The sequence below is a fragment of the Arthrobacter sp. 01T419 genome (assembly GCF_056398865.1).
On record NZ_JBFTQF010000006.1, the window covers coordinates 150,244 to 166,340 of the forward strand.

General features: G+C 64.3%; 12 protein-coding genes. 7 read left to right on the forward strand and 5 right to left on the reverse strand.

The window, feature by feature from the left end; all coding sequences use genetic code 11:
- Nucleotides 1-30: 30 nt before the first annotated feature.
- The 5 genes from AC1DLO_RS12030 to AC1DLO_RS12050 all read left to right on the forward strand — a co-directional run bounded on the left by AC1DLO_RS12030 (nucleotide 31) and on the right by AC1DLO_RS12050 (nucleotide 8,193).
- A complete protein-coding gene (locus tag AC1DLO_RS12030) occupies nucleotides 31-318 on the forward strand; it encodes a DUF6457 domain-containing protein (RefSeq protein ID WP_476890099.1) in 288 nt (95 codons plus the stop codon).
- Complete coding sequence (locus AC1DLO_RS12035) at nucleotides 315-1,727, forward strand: molybdopterin molybdotransferase MoeA (protein ID WP_476890100.1); 1,413 nt, start codon at nucleotides 315-317, stop codon at nucleotides 1,725-1,727. The genes AC1DLO_RS12030 and AC1DLO_RS12035 overlap by 4 nt, the downstream gene beginning before the upstream one ends.
- A 62-nt stretch (nucleotides 1,728-1,789) precedes the next feature.
- On the forward strand, nucleotides 1,790-4,126 hold the full coding sequence (locus tag AC1DLO_RS12040) for an FdhF/YdeP family oxidoreductase (protein WP_476890101.1): 2,337 nt from the start codon (nucleotides 1,790-1,792) through the stop codon (nucleotides 4,124-4,126).
- Nucleotide 4,127: 1 nt separating this feature from the next.
- Nucleotides 4,128-4,994 carry a formate dehydrogenase accessory sulfurtransferase FdhD gene (fdhD, locus tag AC1DLO_RS12045; protein ID WP_184737848.1) on the forward strand — a complete coding sequence of 289 codons (867 nt, stop codon included), beginning with the start codon at nucleotides 4,128-4,130 and terminating at the stop codon, nucleotides 4,992-4,994.
- Nucleotides 4,995-5,160: 166 nt separating this feature from the next.
- On the forward strand, nucleotides 5,161-8,193 hold the full coding sequence (locus tag AC1DLO_RS12050) for an alpha-mannosidase (protein ID WP_476890102.1): 3,033 nt from the start codon (nucleotides 5,161-5,163) through the stop codon (nucleotides 8,191-8,193).
- A gap of 59 nt (nucleotides 8,194-8,252) precedes the next feature.
- On the opposite strand, the gene AC1DLO_RS12055 is transcribed toward AC1DLO_RS12050, so the two are convergent.
- From AC1DLO_RS12055 to AC1DLO_RS12075, 5 genes are all read right to left on the reverse strand, one after another.
- Nucleotides 8,253-9,080, reverse strand: coding sequence for an amino acid ABC transporter ATP-binding protein (locus AC1DLO_RS12055; RefSeq protein WP_476890103.1), 828 nt, complete (start codon nucleotides 9,078-9,080; stop codon nucleotides 8,253-8,255).
- Nucleotides 9,067-9,732: an amino acid ABC transporter permease gene (locus tag AC1DLO_RS12060; protein WP_476890104.1), complete on the reverse strand. Its 666-nt coding sequence runs from the start codon at nucleotides 9,730-9,732 to the stop codon at nucleotides 9,067-9,069. The genes AC1DLO_RS12055 and AC1DLO_RS12060 overlap by 14 nt, the downstream gene beginning before the upstream one ends.
- Before the next feature lie 15 nt (nucleotides 9,733-9,747).
- Nucleotides 9,748-10,566, reverse strand: coding sequence for an amino acid ABC transporter substrate-binding protein (locus AC1DLO_RS12065; RefSeq protein ID WP_476890105.1), 819 nt, complete (start codon nucleotides 10,564-10,566; stop codon nucleotides 9,748-9,750).
- A gap of 272 nt (nucleotides 10,567-10,838) precedes the next feature.
- A complete protein-coding gene (locus AC1DLO_RS12070; RefSeq protein WP_476890106.1) occupies nucleotides 10,839-11,555 on the reverse strand; it encodes a hypothetical protein in 717 nt (238 codons plus the stop codon).
- Entirely contained in the window at nucleotides 11,552-12,277 is a 726-nt protein-coding gene (locus tag AC1DLO_RS12075; RefSeq protein WP_476890107.1) for a hypothetical protein, read from the reverse strand. Before AC1DLO_RS12075 ends, AC1DLO_RS12070 begins: the two co-directional genes overlap by 4 nt.
- Nucleotides 12,278-12,488: 211 nt before the next feature.
- Between AC1DLO_RS12075 and AC1DLO_RS12080 the strand changes: the two genes are divergently transcribed.
- Nucleotides 12,489-14,159, forward strand: a complete 1,671-nt coding sequence (locus tag AC1DLO_RS12080; RefSeq protein ID WP_476890108.1) for an ABC-F family ATP-binding cassette domain-containing protein — start codon at nucleotides 12,489-12,491, stop codon at nucleotides 14,157-14,159.
- The gene (locus AC1DLO_RS12085; RefSeq protein WP_476890109.1) at nucleotides 14,156-16,069 is read left to right on the forward strand and encodes an ABC transporter ATP-binding protein; all 1,914 of its coding nucleotides are present in this window, start codon (nucleotides 14,156-14,158) and stop codon (nucleotides 16,067-16,069) included. Before AC1DLO_RS12080 ends, AC1DLO_RS12085 begins: the two co-directional genes overlap by 4 nt.
- The last annotated feature ends 28 nt before the right edge of the window (nucleotides 16,070-16,097 follow it).

Consider the following 16,097-nt stretch of genomic DNA (forward strand, 5'->3'; position numbering starts at 1 on the left):
AAAAGCTGTACCGGACTGTGGAGGCGGATCGTGAAGACCCAGGAAGAAACGCTTGAGGAGTGGTGCAGGAGCCTGATGCAAGCATTTGAGCTTGAAGGCGTCGAAATCGACATCAATGAGATCCTGTCCTTGGCCGGCGTCGCGGCGCATTCAGTCGTTCGCCCGGCCGCTCCTTTGACCACCTTCATTGCCGGCTTCGCTGCCGGACTTGCAGCGGGTTCGGGCCAAGCGAGCGAAACCGCGTCGATGGATGCGGCGATGGGCCTGGCACGCACACTCGCCAAGGACTATACGAACCCGGGAACCGACGCCGGATGACCGATGCCCCCAAACAGGGCGCCGAGAACCAGGGCGGAGAGGAACTGGGCGCCGAGAACCAGCACCCTCCCTCCGTGACCGAACCGGGCCCGAACGTTGAGCATGTCCCGCACGCTGACCACTTGTGGGCGGAAGCCCGGCAGCTTGCCTTCGACTGTGCCACGCCCATTCCCGCCGCACCCGTTGCCCTGAAAGACGCGGTCGGCAGGACGCTGGCCGAAGATGTCCACGCCCTGCAGGACCTGCCGCACTACGCGTCTTCGGCGATGGATGGCTGGGCTGTCAATGGCGGCGGCCCTTGGATCCTGGCCGAGCCGGGCCACCGGCTGGCCCCACACCAGGCGAGTCCCATCGTCACCGGCGGCCTGATACCGCCGGGGGCCAAGGCCGTGCTCCGCAGCGAGAGCGGGGTCTTGACTACGGACGAAGATGGCTTGCCGGTCCTTGCGCTCGGCGGCAACGCAAAGCCTGGCGAGCCGCGGAATGGGCAACACATCCGGGATGCCGGAGAAGAAGCCGGGGCGGGCGAGCTGCTCATCAAATCCGGCGTTGTCTTGAACCCGGCCCACCTCGCGCTGGCAGCCCTCGCCGGCCGGGATGAACTGGACGTCCTGGGCAAGCCCGTCGTCAAACTGCTCTTGACCGGCTCCGAAGTGGTGACCGCGGGTGTCCCGGCCCCCGGYCGAGTGCGGGATACCTTCGGTCCCCAGCTCGGCGCCGTCGTCGAACTCCTTGGCGGGATCCGCGGCGGACAGCTCAAAGTGGGCGACTCTTACGACGAATGGCTCGCGGGTCTCGAGGAAGGCGAGTTGTCTCCGGACACGCCACCCGCCGACGTCGTCATCACCACCGGGGGAACGGGCCGTTCGGGGACGGACCACTTCCGGCGGGCCATTGCGGAGCTCGGCGGCCGCTTGCTGATTGATGGCATTGCGATGCGGCCGGGACATCCCGCCGTCTTGGCCGAATTGCCGGACGGGCGTTTTGTGCTGGGGCTCCCCGGCAACCCGCTCGCGGCAATGATGGTTCTCTTCACGATCGGCGCTCCGCTGCTCGCGGGGCTGGGGCACGGAAAGCTGCCCGAGGTGGGGGAGGTGCCTTGCGGTGCAATGCTCGACGCCGACCCCGGCCGGACGCGTTTGCTTCCCTTCAGGTTCGTGTACGGATTGGCCTCACCGGCGCAACACGCCGGGCCGGGGATGATGCGTGGCCTCGCGAGTGCGGACGGAGTCATGGTGGTACCGCCCCACGGTGTGCAACTGGGCGAGGCAGTGCCCGCTTTCCCTTTGCCCTGGGGGCCGCCGCTTCCCCAGCCTAAGTCTCCGGAGGACAAAGCCAAGAAGCCTCCTGCCAGGCCAGCGCGCAAAGTTCCGTCTGGACCTGTGGACTGGAGTGCCCTGACCGGTTGAGAATTTCGGGCGCCAAATGGACACGGGTGGAATCGTGAGTCACGCCTTGCAATGATGGGGACATGAACAGGCATGCTCCCGAGCAGGACATCAATGAAGATGACCTTCAGATCCACCCGCCCAAGCGCTCCGCCGCCGGTGTCAAGGCTGTCACCGTGGCATTGGAAAGGGGTTGGGCCCAAGCCGGTGTGAGCCGGACCGTCAAGTCGATGCTGCGCGTCAACCAGCGGGACGGTTTCGACTGTCCAGGTTGCGCCTGGCCGGAGTCCATTACTGGAAAACGCAGCCCCGCCGAGTTCTGTGAAAACGGGGCCAAGGCCATCGCCGAGGAAAGCACAACCCGCGTGGTCGATGCGGCGTTCTGGGCCCAGCACTCCCTGGCCGAGCTTGAAGGCAAGACCGAATACTGGCTAGGCAGCCAAGGCCGCATCGCCGAACCCGTTGTCATCCGCTCCGGCGATACCCACTATTCGCCGATCAGCTGGACGGATGCTTTCAGCCTGATCGGCGAGCACGTCAATGCCACCACGCCGGACCGCTGCGTGTTCTACACCTCGGGGCGCACCGCCAACGAGACCGCGTTCATGTACCAGCTCTTCGCACGGAGCCTCGGCACCAACAACCTCCCTGACTGCTCGAACATGTGCCACGAGTCGTCCGGCAGCGCGCTCAACCCGACCATCGGCATCGGCAAGGGCACTGTCTCCCTGGAGGACATCCACGAAGCCCAACTGGTGCTTGTTGTGGGCCAGAACCCGGGCACGAACCATCCGCGCATGCTCTCCGCCCTGCGCGATTGCAAGAACAATGGCGGCAAGGTTGTCGCAGTCAATCCTTTGCCGGAAGCCGGGCTCCTGAATTTCAAGGATCCCCAGTCGCTCAATGGCGTGGTCGGCGGTGGCACGGACATCGCCGATGAATTCCTGCAGATCAAGGTCGGCGGCGACCTCGCCCTGTTCCAGGCATTGGGCCACCTCCTGCTGGAGGAAGAGAAGCGGCAGCCGGGCACGGTGGTCGATCGCGCTTTCATCGAAGCACAGACCGACGGCTTCGAAGCCTACGCCGAAGCCCGGTCTACGCTGGATTGGGCTGAGACGGAACGCGCCACGGGCCTGAGCCGCATCGAAATCACCAAGGTGGCCGGCATGCTGGCCGCTTCGAAGGGCACCATCATTTGCTGGGCACTGGGCCTGACCCAGCAGCCGCACTCCGTGGACACCTTGCGGGAAATCATCAACCTGCTGCTCCTGCAGGGAAACTTCGGCAAGCGTGGAGCTGGAGCTTGCCCCGTCCGCGGACACTCCAATGTGCAGGGCGACCGCACCATGGGCATCTGGGAGAAGCCCTCGGAGGGATTCCTCGCAGCCTTGGACAAGGAGTTCGGATTCACGATGCCGCGGGAACACGGCTACGACTCCGTGGAAACCCAACACGCCTTGGAGAAGGGTGACGTTGATGTGTTCGTCTCCATGGGCGGCAACTTCGCGGCGGCGGGTTCGGATACCGTCGCTCTAGAGGAAGGGCTCAAGAGGGCCGGGCTGACGGTGCACATCTCCACCAAGCCCAACCGCGCCCACGTGGTGCACGGCAAGACGTCCCTGATCCTGCCTACCCTGGGCCGAACGGACACGGACGACAAACACCCCGGTGGAAAACAGTTCCTCTCCGTGGAAGACTCCATGTCCGTCATCCACTCCACCCAGGGCCGGCTGACCCCGGTCTCGGAGCACTTGCTCAGTGAACCCGTCATCGTCGCACGGATGGCCCAGGCAGTCCTCGGCGATGATCATGCGGTGAACTGGCGGGAGATGGCCGAGGACTACGACGTCATCCGGGACCACATCTCCCGGGTGATCCCCGGCTTCGAGGACTTCAACGCGCGTGTCCGCACCAAGAACGGCTTCGTGCTTCCCAATCCACCGCGCGACACCCGGACATTCGCCACGGATATCGGCAAGGCGCGCTTCACCGTGAGCCCGCTGGAATATCTTGAAGCCCCGGCCGGCCACCTGATCCTCCAGACGGTCCGCAGCCACGACCAGTACAACACCACGTTCTACGGGCTCGACGACCGCTACCGGGGCATTTCCGAAGGCCGCAGGGTCATCCTGGTCCACGAGGACGACCTCGGCGAACTCGGCTTCGAAGACAGGGACATGGTGGACGTGATCTCCACCTTCGGTGGAACCGAACGCCGGGCGGACAAGTTCCGGCTGGTCGCCTACCCCACGGCCAAGGGTTGCGCGGCCGCGTACTTCCCGGAGGCCAACGCCTTGGTGCACCGGGAGCTCGTGGCACGTGAATCCAATACGCCCGGCTACAAGGCCATGACGGTGCGCTTCGTCAAGCACGGGGAAGCCGTCAAGCACGGGGAAGCCGCCGAGACGGTGGGTATCTGAGATGGGACGGGTGACCCAGCGCCGCAAGGTGCACAAGTTTGTCCTGGACGGTTCAGCCCAGGCGTTGGAGCACCCGGTCCGTTACCGCGAGGACTTCCTGGCTGTCGAAGAACCGCTCGAGGTACGCCTAGGGCACATGTCCTTCTCCGTGACCATGAGGACCCCTGGCGACGACTTTGACCTCGTGGCGGGCTTCCTGGTCTCCGAGGGCGTCATCTGGGACCCGGCCCAGCTGATTTCGCTGCGCTTCTGTGCCGGCGAGGACGAGAACGGCGTGCAGACCTTCAATGTGGTGGAGGCCCAGTTGCGGCCCGACGTCGTCCTGCCGGAGACAGGCCGCAACGTCTACACCTCCAGCTCGTGTGGGATCTGTGGCACCGACTCCATCGAGGCAGTGCGCAAGTCCTCGCACTTCAGCCCGGCGGACGATGCCCTGCGCGTGCCGGTGGAGGTTCTCGCCTCGCTGCCTGACCGTCTCCGTGAGGCGCAAGCGGTCTTTGACAAGACCGGGGGAGTCCATGCGGCCGGTCTCTTCAAAATCCACGACGACGGCGAGCCCGAGCTTTTGTGCCTACGCGAAGACGTGGGCAGGCACAATGCCGTGGACAAAGTGGTGGGCTGGGCGTTGCGCGAAGGACTATTGCCGCTGAGCGGCACGGTCCTTCAGGTCTCCGGAAGGGCGTCCTTCGAGCTCGTCCAGAAGGCTGCCCTCGCCGGAATCCCGGTCCTTGCCGCCGTGAGCGCACCCTCCAGCCTCGCCGCGGAACTCGCCCAGGAGACCGGACTGACGCTGGTGGGGTTCAGCCGGGGGACCAGTCTGAACGTGTACACAGGAAGTGGACGGGTGGGCGTTCCAGCAAACATCTAGGGACTTGTACGGATAGTCGTCAATCACTTGGTAATTGCTCCGGAACAACGTAGATTTTATCCATCGAATGGAATCGTTGTTTCCCCGAACAGTAACCTTGCTTAGTAGGCTGCTTGTAACGGTATGGAAGCATCTCAACCCAGCCCAGCGCTAAAGGGGACCTGAATTGCACGACGACCGCCTGATCACTGAGAAGCGGCTCGAACGTTTTGTCCGGGAGCGGATAGCCCCCGCCATTTATGGCCGCGCGTTGCCTTTGGAATTGAGTAGCTGGGATGTGCCGGGGGAACCGGTTCCGGTTTCCGAGGCCCTCCACCAGGTCTTTGAACCCCAGGCGCACGGCGCTGCGTGGGGCAAGGCATGGAGCACCAAGTGGCTACGGCTCCGGGGCGAGGTTCCCGAGGGCTGGGGAGTGGCCGAAGGCACCACGGTGGAGATTGTGGTGGATCTCGGCTTCAGCAACGATGCCCCCGGATTCCAATGCGAAGGCATTGCCTGGCGACCAGACGGCACCATCATCAAGGCAATCTCTCCCCGCAACCAGCACGTCCCGCTGAAGCTCCTCGGTGGTGGCCTCTCGGTGGACTTTTACGTCGAAGCCGCCGCCAATCCTGATCTCACCCAAGGATGGAGTTTCGCGGCAACACCTCTGGGGGACAAGTCCACGTCCGGGGACGAGCCGCGGTATCGGCTGGGACGCATAGCCATAGCCGAACTCAACGAGATGGTCTGGGAGCTCTACCAAGATGTCTGGACCCTCAGCGGACTCATGCACGAACTGCCCTTCGAATTGCCACGGCGGCACGAAATCCTCCGCGCCTTCGAACGCATGCTGGATGTCATGGATCCTGATGACGTTGCGGGTACCGCGGCCGCCGGCAGGGAAGCCCTCGCCGAGGTTTTGAGCCGGCCCGCGTACGCTTCGGCCCACGAACTGCTAGCCACTGGCCACGCCCACATTGATTCAGCCTGGCTGTGGCCGGTCCGTGAAACCATCCGCAAGTGCGCCCGCACCTTCTCCAACGTTGTCGCCCTCATGGATGAGAACCCGGACTTCGTCTTTTCCTGCTCCTCGGCGCAACAACTGGCCTGGATGAAGGAGTTCTATCCTGAGCTGTTCATCCGGATCCGCGAGAAAGTGAAGGCAGGGCAATTCATGCCGGTGGGCGGCATGTGGGTGGAATCGGACACCAACATGCCCGGCGGCGAGGCCATGGCACGCCAGTTCGTCGAGGGCAAGAGCTTCTTCCTCCAGGAGTTCGGCATCGACTGTCAGGAAGCTTGGCTGCCTGACTCCTTCGGATATTCCGGAGCCTTGCCCCAGATCGTCAAATCCGCGGGATCCCGATGGTTCCTGACCCAGAAGATCTCCTGGAACCAGGTCAACAAGATGCCCCACCACACCTTCAACTGGGAGGGCATCGACGGCACGCGGCTTTTCACTCACTTCCCGCCCGTGGACACCTACAACGCCGAGCTTCATGGACGCGAACTCGCGCACGCCCAGCGCAACTATCGGGAGCATGGCCGGGGCACCATTTCCTTGGTCCCGTTCGGCTATGGCGACGGCGGTGGCGGACCCACGCGCGAAATGGTCGCCGCGGCTCACCGCACCGCTGATCTGGAAGGCTCGCCGAAGGTACGCATGGGAACCGCGAAGGAGTTCTTCACACAGGCCGAGGCCGAATACCACAATCTTCCGGTCTGGGTGGGGGAGATGTACCTCGAGCTGCATCGGGGCACCTACACCAGCCAGGCAAACACCAAGCAGGGCAACCGCCGCTCGGAGCACCTGCTGCGGGAAGCAGAGCTTTGGTGCTCGACGGCGGCCGTGCGGACAGCCGGCTCGTTCACCTACCCGGCAGCGGACCTCAAGCGCTTGTGGCGACTTGTGCTTTTGCAGCAGTTCCACGACATCCTGCCGGGCAGCGCCATTGCGTGGGTGCACCAGGACGCCGAGCGGAACTATGCCGCGATCGCCCGGGAACTGGAAGCCATCATCGCGAATGCCGCCGCTGCCCTGCTGGGTAAGGGGGACACTATGTTCCTCCTCAATGCGGCCCCACATGAGCGAAACGGCGTACCCCCACTCGCCGCCGCCGAAGCGGTTCACTCGGATGGCCCCGTCAATGTCACAGAACGGGCCGGCGGCTACGTTTTGGACAATGGCATCATCCGCGCCGTGCTCGACGCCAACGGACTGCTGATTTCCCTGGTGGACTACGCAAGCGGCCGGGAAGCCATCGCTCCCGGTCAGTTCGGCAACCACCTTGAACTCCACCGGGATACGCCCAACGAGTGGGACGCGTGGGACATCGACGAGTTCTACCGCCGGAACGTCGTCTCTGTAGTCGAGGCGCGTTCGGTGACGCTGGAGCGCGCAGGCTGGGACGCCGTCGTCGTGGTGGAGCGGACTGTCGGTTCCTCCACCATCACACAGCGCATTTCCCTCGAAGCGGGCGCGGAGTCCCTCGGAATCTCCACCACTGTGGACTGGCAGGAACGCGAGAAACTGCTGAAGATCGGGTTCCCGCTGGACGTCCGTGCGGACCGTTCCGCTTCCGAGACCCAGTTCGGACACGTTTTCAGGCCCACCCACACCAACACGTCGTGGGAGGCAGCCAAATTCGAATTCTGCGCCCACCGCTGGATCCATGTGGCTGAACCCGGCTACGGTGTGGCCATCACCAACTCATCAAGCTATGGGCATGATGTCACGCGGACCATCCGCGACGACGGCGGAACCACCACCAACGTCCGCTTGTCCTTGCTGCGGGCACCCAAGTTTCCGGACCCGCAGTCCGACCTCGGTGTGCACGTCCTGGAACTGAGCATCCGGCCGGGCGCCAGCATTGGCGATGCCGTGGAAGAGGGATACCGGACCAATCTCAAGCCGAGGCTGCTGGCGGGCGCGAAGCCTGTGGAACCGCTCTTCACCGTGTTCAACCAGGCGTTGGTGGTCGAGGCAGTCAAACTGGCCGAGGATGGCTCCGGAGACGTGATTGTGCGGCTCTACGAATCGCTGGGAGAACGCTCCATAGGCATGATCACGGCCAACTTCGATTCCAGGGCGGTGCACGCCGTGGACCTCCTGGAGCGCCCGGTCGAAGCTCCCGGCGTGACGCCCGGAGCTCGTGCCGCCGAACTCACCCTACGTCCGTTCCAGTTGGTGACCTTGCGCTTCACCTCACCCAACTAACTCGCATTTGTTGTCGTTATGAGGCCCCATAACGACAACAAATGCGAGCTAGTTGGGCCTCAGACGTCGTGCTGCAGTCGCTTGACGAATTGCTTGGTGCGTTCCTGCAGCGGGGCCCTCAAGACCTCCGCGGCGGGCCCGCGTTCCACTACTACGCCGCCGTCCATGAAGATGACTTCGTCGGCCACTTGACGTGCGAAGGCGAGTTCGTGGGTCACGATCACCATGGTCCACCCTTCGTCGGCAAGTTCCTTGATGACATCAAGAACCTCACCTACGAGCTCGGGGTCCAGGGCCGAGGTGGGCTCGTCGAAGAGCAACAACTGGGGTTTGAGGGCGAGGGCCCGTACGATTCCCACCCGTTGTTGTTGCCCGCCTGACAACTCGAAAGGGTAGGCGTCACGTTTGTCCGCGAGCCCTACCCGGACCAGGAGCCGCTCTGCCTCGGCCACCACTTCCGCCCGTGGCCGTTTCTGGACTTGGACAGGTCCCTCGATGATGTTCTTCAGCACCGTCATGTGCGGGAACAGGTTGTAGTGCTGGAACACCATGGCACTGCGGTCCCGGAGGGCAGCGATCTCCCGCTTGCCCACGGTGCCGGCGAAATCGAGGGTCAGTCCCGCCCCGGAGCCGCGGACGGTACCGGCGTCGGCGTCCCCGAAGGTGACGGTCCCGGCGTCGGGCACTTCGAGGCCGTTGAGCGAGCGCAAAACGGTGGTCTTCCCCGAACCGGAAGGCCCGATCAGTGCAACCACCTGGCCGCGCAGGACGTCGATGTCGATGCCGCGCAGCACCACGTTGCTGCCGAATGCTTTGGCTAGGCTGCGGGCGGACAAAACCAGCCCGGTGCCTGCTGGGGAGGCGTAGCTGGGCTCAGTGGGCGACATATCGGTCCAATCTGCGCTCCAGGGCGGACTGGGCCGTGGAGAGGACGAGGCAAATAACCCAGTAGACCAAGGCGGCTTCGAGGTACAGGATCATGAATTCCTGGCTGAACGCCGCGATCTGCTGGGCATTGCGAAAGAGCTCGGTGACCAAGATGAGAGAGGCCAAGGAGGTGTCCTTCACGAGGGAAATGAAGGTGTTGGAGAGCGGGGGCACCGAGACCCTCGCCGCCTGCGGGAGGATGATCCGCACCAGCGTTTGCGGCCGGGACATTCCGATGGTGTGCCCGGCCTCCCATTGGCCCTTGGGCACGGAGAGGATCGCGGCGCGGATGACCTCCGCCGCGTAGCCGCCTACATTGAGGGAAAACGCGATGATGGCGCTGGGCCACGGTTCCAGCTTCACGCCGATGCTCGGAAGGCCATAGAAAATCACGAACAGCTGCACCAGCAGGGGAGTGCCGCGGATCACGGAGACGTAGAAGCGTGCGACGCCGGAGAACACCCGGTTGGGACTCAAGCGCAAGAGTGCAACAAGGAGTGCCAGCGCCAGGCCCAAGGCGAACGACGCCAGGGTCAGGGGGATGGTGCCCGTGACGGCGCCGCCGATGATTGGCCCGAAGGAGCTCCAGACGAGATCCCAGTTGAAGGTCATCTGTGTGGCCGCCGGCTACTTGGTGACGTCTGCGCCGAAGTACTTCTGGGAGATCTTGGCCAGGGTGCCGTCGGCTTGGAGATCCGCCAGGGCCTTGTCCACGGCGGCCTTGAGCTCGGTGGATCCCTTGCGGAAGACCAAGGCGCTTTGGGTCTTGTCGCTTGTCTCCGCCGCGATCTTCAAGCCGGAGTCCGGGGTGGTCTTGGCGTAGTCGAGGTAGGTCAGTTTGTCGTTCACGGTTGCATCCACGCGTCCTTGGCGGACCAGGGTTGCGGCCTGCGCCCAGCCCTCGACGGCCTGGACGTTGGCTCCTGCGCCAACTGCCATCTTGTAGAAGTTGCTGGTGAGCGACTGGGCGGTGGTCTTGCCCTTGAGATCGGCGAAGCTGTTGATGGACGTGTTGTCCGACTTGGTCACCACAACTCCGGTAGACACCGTGTATGGCGCCGAGAAATCGTACTTGGCCGTGCGCTCGGGGTTGATGGAGATCTGGTTGGCGATAGTGTCGAAGCGCTTGGAATCAAGGCCCGCGAAGATGCCATCGAACTGGGTTTCCTGGAAAGTCGCTTTGACTCCGAGCTTCCCGGCCACGGCCTGTGCGATTTCGACGTCGAAGCCCGTGAGCGGACCTGCACCGTTCTCGTGGAAGCTGAATGGACGGTACGTGCCCTCAGTGGCGATAACGATCTCGCCCTTGGACTTGATGGCGGACAGCGAGGTGTCTCCGCCCGACGTCGACGACGGCGATGACCCGCCGCCGCAAGCGGACAGCGCCAGCGCGACGGCGGCAAGGGTTGCGGACAGTGCTGTGCGGCGAGTGGGCAGGCTCTTCATGAAAGCCATCTTAGTCACGGGCCTGGACTTCATGGGTCTCGTCTGCAGGGGCCCCTTCCGGCTCCTGTTCCGAAATGGACGCTTAAAAAGGCTGAGTGGGGGCGGTCCCCAACAGCCCGCCACCACTCATCCCCCCAAATGTGCTCCCGCACGCGCCACGAACCTTGGAAACCCGTTCATTGATTCTAAGGTCAGGCTGCGTCGCCTTCACACATTCATGATTATGTCACGATATAATAGATTTGTGAAAGAGGTTACGCGGTATGTTTTTACTATTGCGTTGACATTACCGCGCGGCTAGCCCGGCGCGCAATGGCTTTGGAAAGCCAGATGCCTCCCAAACCGAGCGCGCTTGCCAACGCAGCCGAGTAGTTGATGAGCGGCCGCAGCCACGCGAACGACGCCGGGATGAGCGGGAAGACCTGCGAGACGATCAGCAATCCGAGGCCCAAGAGCAGTGTGGCCGAGGCGGCCCGCAGCAGGGCAGGGCCGGAGCGCCGCACGGATCGCCACATGCCCGGGACGAGGCATGCGGCAACGTAGCCCGGATAGAACCTGCCCAAGGCCGCATAGATATCAAGGGCGGGTCCCGGGTCCAGATCATTCAGGCCAACAGTGGAGTCCCTCGTGTCCATCGAGAAGAAAAAGGACGCCGTGAGGACCGCGGTGGCTCCCAAAACGGCCAAGCCTACTGGCCCCCTGATGGCGCGTTCGCCGCCGGGCGAAGCAAAGGCCTTGGCCACCTTGATGCCCATGAGAAGGAACGTCCCGTAGAGCAGGAACCGGAGAAGCAGGTTACAGACATTGACATTGCCGAGCCACGCATCGATCAGCAAGTAGGGACCCTCGATGCTGAGCAGGATGTCAAGTGAAATCAGCGCGAACAGGACCAACATCATCCGGTTCTCGCCCCGTATGGCGCTGGGAATGCGGATGGCCGTCAACGCGAGGCAAACGGAGAGCGTGGTCCACTGCAGGCCGGTGATCATCCCAGGTTCTCCCAGATTCTGTTGGTGTGGTCAGCTTCTTGCTCTTGGCGGCGCAAGGTCTTGCCACGGGCCTGTAGCCGCTCGCTGGCCAACAAAGCCAGTTCGCCTTCACTCAGCCGGTCCAGGGCCTCCCGCCGCGCTCCGGGGGGCCAGCCAGCTTCAGACTCCGTGACGAGGCCGCTGGCCACGAGGCCTCCCGCCGGTCCGACGCCGGCGGCGCGCGAGGTTGCCAAGGCCAGTTCCGGGGGCAGCCGGTTAGCCGTCAGATGAGCGGAGAAGTTCTGTGGCGCGATTCCCGTAGCGCCGCTGACCCGGTGACGCAGCTCGCCGCCGTCGATCGCATCCACCCAGTTCCTGACTGACGTCGCGTGCGGTGTGTCTGCCAGGACCAGGGGCGGGCGGCCGTCCCGGGGTTCGGAACGTTCCACGATGGCCCGCAATAGATCCATGGTGGAGACCTGGCTGACGAGTTCCGCGGCAGTGGGCGGAACCGGAGTCCCGCGAAGCGCCGCGTAGGCTTCGAATTGCGCCAAGGCATCGAATGGATTCACGTCGAAGGCCCGGCTGATGCTCACGAGCGATGTCTCCGCCACCTTGCCGCGCACCAGTTGCTGGGCCAAAGTAGTGCGTTTCACTCCCGAGAAACGGCAGACATCGGCCGTGCTGGTGTTCGGGGCGATCCCGTGCAACCAGCGCTGGAATGCCTTGGAAGGGAGGGACATGAACCACTTTCTGATAGACGGTTTTCGGCGGGCAGTTTCTGACAGGAGAGAGGTCGATTTTACGATGCGGGCACATTGAATTATGCTTGATTCTCGAACCCGCTGGTCCGCACACCCCCCAAGTACGGACCAGCGGGTTCTTCCATGCTCCGGCCTTCCTTTCCGCGCTGGCCCTTTCCGCTGAGGGGCGGAGCAGTGAGAGGATAGACCAATGACTGCAACGCTTGTCGCCAAAGAGCTCTCCGGCGGCCACGGTCACCGCACCTTGTTCTCGAAGCTCTCCCTCACAGTCGCGCCCGGAGACGTCGTGGGTGTCGTCGGCGCCAACGGTGCCGGGAAATCCACGCTCTTGCGCATTCTTGCCGGAGCTGACCGTCCCCAAGAGGGCACAGTCAGCCTCGCTCCGGCTGACGCCTTTGTGGGATGGCTGCCTCAGGAACACGAACGCACCCCTGGCGAAACGGTTGCCGGCTACATTGCCCGCCGCACGGGTTGCGCCCAAGCCACGGCGGACATGGAGGCTGGCGCCGAGGGTCTCGCCGCGGGGACCCCGGAGGCCGATGAAGCCTACTCCCTGGCTTTCGACCGCTGGATGGCATCGGGTGCCGCGGACCTGGAGGACCGGATCCCCGGGGTGTTGGCGGAACTGGGCCTGGAATCAGGTCCGGACGCCCCCATGACGGGACTGTCCGGTGGGCAGGCGGCCCGCGTTGCCTTGGCCGCGCTCCTGCTGAGCCGCTTCGATGTGGTGCTTCTCGACGAACCCACCAATGACCTAGACCTTGACGGACTCGCCCGGCTCGAGTCTTTCGTCCAGGGCCTGAGGGGCGGCGCTGTGCTGGTTTCGCATGACCGCGAGTTCCTGGCACGCTGCATCACCAAGGTGCTGGAACTGGACCTGGCCCAGAACAATGTGGCGGTATACGACGGCGGTTACGATTCCTTCCTCGAAGAGCGGGCAGTAGCAAAGCGGCACGCCCGCGAACGGTATGAGGAATTCGCCAACACTAAGGCAGACCTTGTGTCCCGGGCCCGGACCCAGCGCGAATGGAGCTCTCAGGGCGTCCGCAACGCCATGAAGAAGAACCCGGACAACGACAAGATCCGCCGCGCTGCCAGCGTTGAGTCTTCGGAAAAGCAGGCCCAGAAAGTCCGGCAGATGGAGTCGCGTATCGCCCGGCTTGACGAGGTGGAAGAACCGCGGAAGGAATGGCAGCTGCAGTTCAGCATCGGCCAAGCTCCGCGCTCCAGTTCCGTCGTCGCAACCTTGCGCGACGTCGTCGCGCATCTGGGCGATTTCACGCTGGGACCCGTCAATCTCCAGCTCAACGCGGGCGAACGCATCGGCATCACCGGACCCAACGGTGCAGGAAAGTCCACCCTCCTACGGCTCCTGCTGGGGCTTCAACAGCCCGACGCCGGGGACGCCTCCATGGGCGCGTCCGTGGCGATCGGCGAGATCGACCAAGCCCGGGGACTGCTGGCGGGGCACCTCACCCTGGCAGACGCCGTCGAATCCGTCCTGGTCGAATGGAACTCCGCGGATGTCCGTACCCTTCTGGCCAAATTCGGCCTCAAAGCGGACCACACCTCCCGGACCGTGGATTCCTTGTCCCCGGGCGAGCGCACCCGGGCGGCGCTCGCGCTGCTCCAGGCTCGCGGTGTCAACCTGCTGGTCCTGGACGAACCCACCAACCACCTCGATTTGCCGGCCATCGAGCAGCTGGAGGATGCACTGGACAGCTACGACGGCGCACTCCTACTGGTCACGCACGATCGCCGCTTGCTCGAAAACGTCCGGCTCGATTCCCGTTGGCACCTTGACAACGGCACCGTGACTGAACTGCAGCACACTTCCGGAATGGGGAATCACAAGTCATGAGCATGGATGGCGTCGCCTGGCGCTCGCTCTACAACATCACTCGGGCCAAGAGCGGCTCCCAGCCGTTCTCCCGGGAGACCATCAAACGCGTGCTGGCCTTCGCTAAGCCGCACCGCAACAAGTTGATAGCGTTCGTGCTGGCCTCCATTGTGGGCGCAGTCCTTGCGGTGGCCACCCCGGTGCTCGCTGGCCGGGTGGTGGACGCGATCATTGCCCGCTCCGGAGTGGACGTGGTGATAGGGCTGGCCGCGCTCATCGCCGCCGTGGCCGTCGCCGATGCCGGGCTTGGCTTATTGACCCGCTGGTTGTCTTCAGTGATCGGCGAAGGCGTGATCGTGGATCTGCGGACACGTGTGTTCGACCACGTGCAGCGCATGCCTATCGCCTTCTTCACCAGGACCCGCACCGGAGCCCTGGTCAGCCGGCTCAACAACGACGTCATCGGAGCCCAGTCGGCTTTCGCAGGCACCCTCTCCGGAGTGGTCAGCAATATCGTGTCCTTGGCCCTGACGCTCGTGGTCATGCTCAACACGTCCTGGCTGGTCACCGTGCTCGCGATGGTGCTGCTGCCGATCTTCCTCATCCCGGCCCGCCGCATGGGTTCCAAGCTGGCCGACCTGCGCCGCGAAGCCGCGTCACACAACGCCGCCATGGGAACCCAGATGACCGAGCGCTTCTCGGCCCCTGGCGCCACGCTCGTCAAACTGTTCGGCCGCCCGGACGAGGAGTCCGCGGAGTTCGCCCTGCGCGCCGGCCGCGTGCGGGACATCGGCGTCCGCACCGCCATGCTGCAGTTCACGTTCATCACGGCCCTGACACTCGTTTCGGCCCTCGCCCTCGCGCTCGTCTACGGACTGGGCGGCTGGCTCGCGCTGGGCGGTCAGTTGGCAGCCGGCGACGTCGTCGTCCTGGCGCTGTTGCTCACGCGCCTTTATGCGCCGCTCACCGCGCTGTCCAACGCGCGTGTGGAGATCATGAGCGCGCTGGTCAGCTTCGAGCGGGTCTTCGAAATCCTGGACCTGGAGCCGCTCATCCAGGAAAAGCCCGACGCCGTCGCGGTGCCGCCGGGACCTGTTGCGGTGGAGTTCGACGACGTCCGCTTTGCCTACCCTTCGGCGGACAAAGTCTCCCTCGCGTCGCTGGAGGACGTCGCCACGCTGGATACCCGCGGCGGTGAGGAAGTCCTCCACGGAATCAGCTTCCGCGTGGAGCCCGGGCAGACTGTGGCGCTGGTGGGGTCCTCGGGCGCGGGCAAGTCCACGGTGGCCCAGTTGCTGTCCCGCCTTTACGACGTGGACTCCGGCTCCGTGCGGCTGGGCGGGCACGGGCAGGGCACGGGCCTGGACATCCGTGACGCTACCTTTGACTCCCTTCGCGCGACCCTGGGCATGGTCACGCAGGACGGGCACCTGTTCCATGAAAGCATCGCCTCCAATCTGCGACTCGCCAGGCCCGGGGCCTCGGACGAGGAAATGTGGGATGTGCTCAGGCGGGCGCGGCTCGAAGCCATGGTCCGTTCCCTGCCGGATGGCTTGGAAACCGTGGTGGGGGAGCGCGGCTACCGCCTTTCCGGCGGGGAACGCCAGCGGCTCACCATCGCACGCCTGTTGATCGCGCAACCGCGGGTTGTCATCCTGGACGAAGCCACAGCGGCTTTGGACTCCACGAGTGAAGCCGCTGTCCAAGCGGCCCTGGGCGAGGCACTACAGGGACGCACCGCCGTCGTGATCGCTCACAGGCTCTCCACCATCCGGGCCGCTGACGTCATTCTGGTGGTGGAGGACGGGTCCATCGTTGAGCGAGGCACGCATGCAGAGCTTCTCTCGGCGGACGGCCGTTACGCAGAGCTGTACAACACGCAGTTCGCCGAGGCCACGGCCGTGGCCCAGGAGGCTCTTCCGAAGCTCTGAGGCCTCGAAGCTCTAGGCCCGGTGGCGT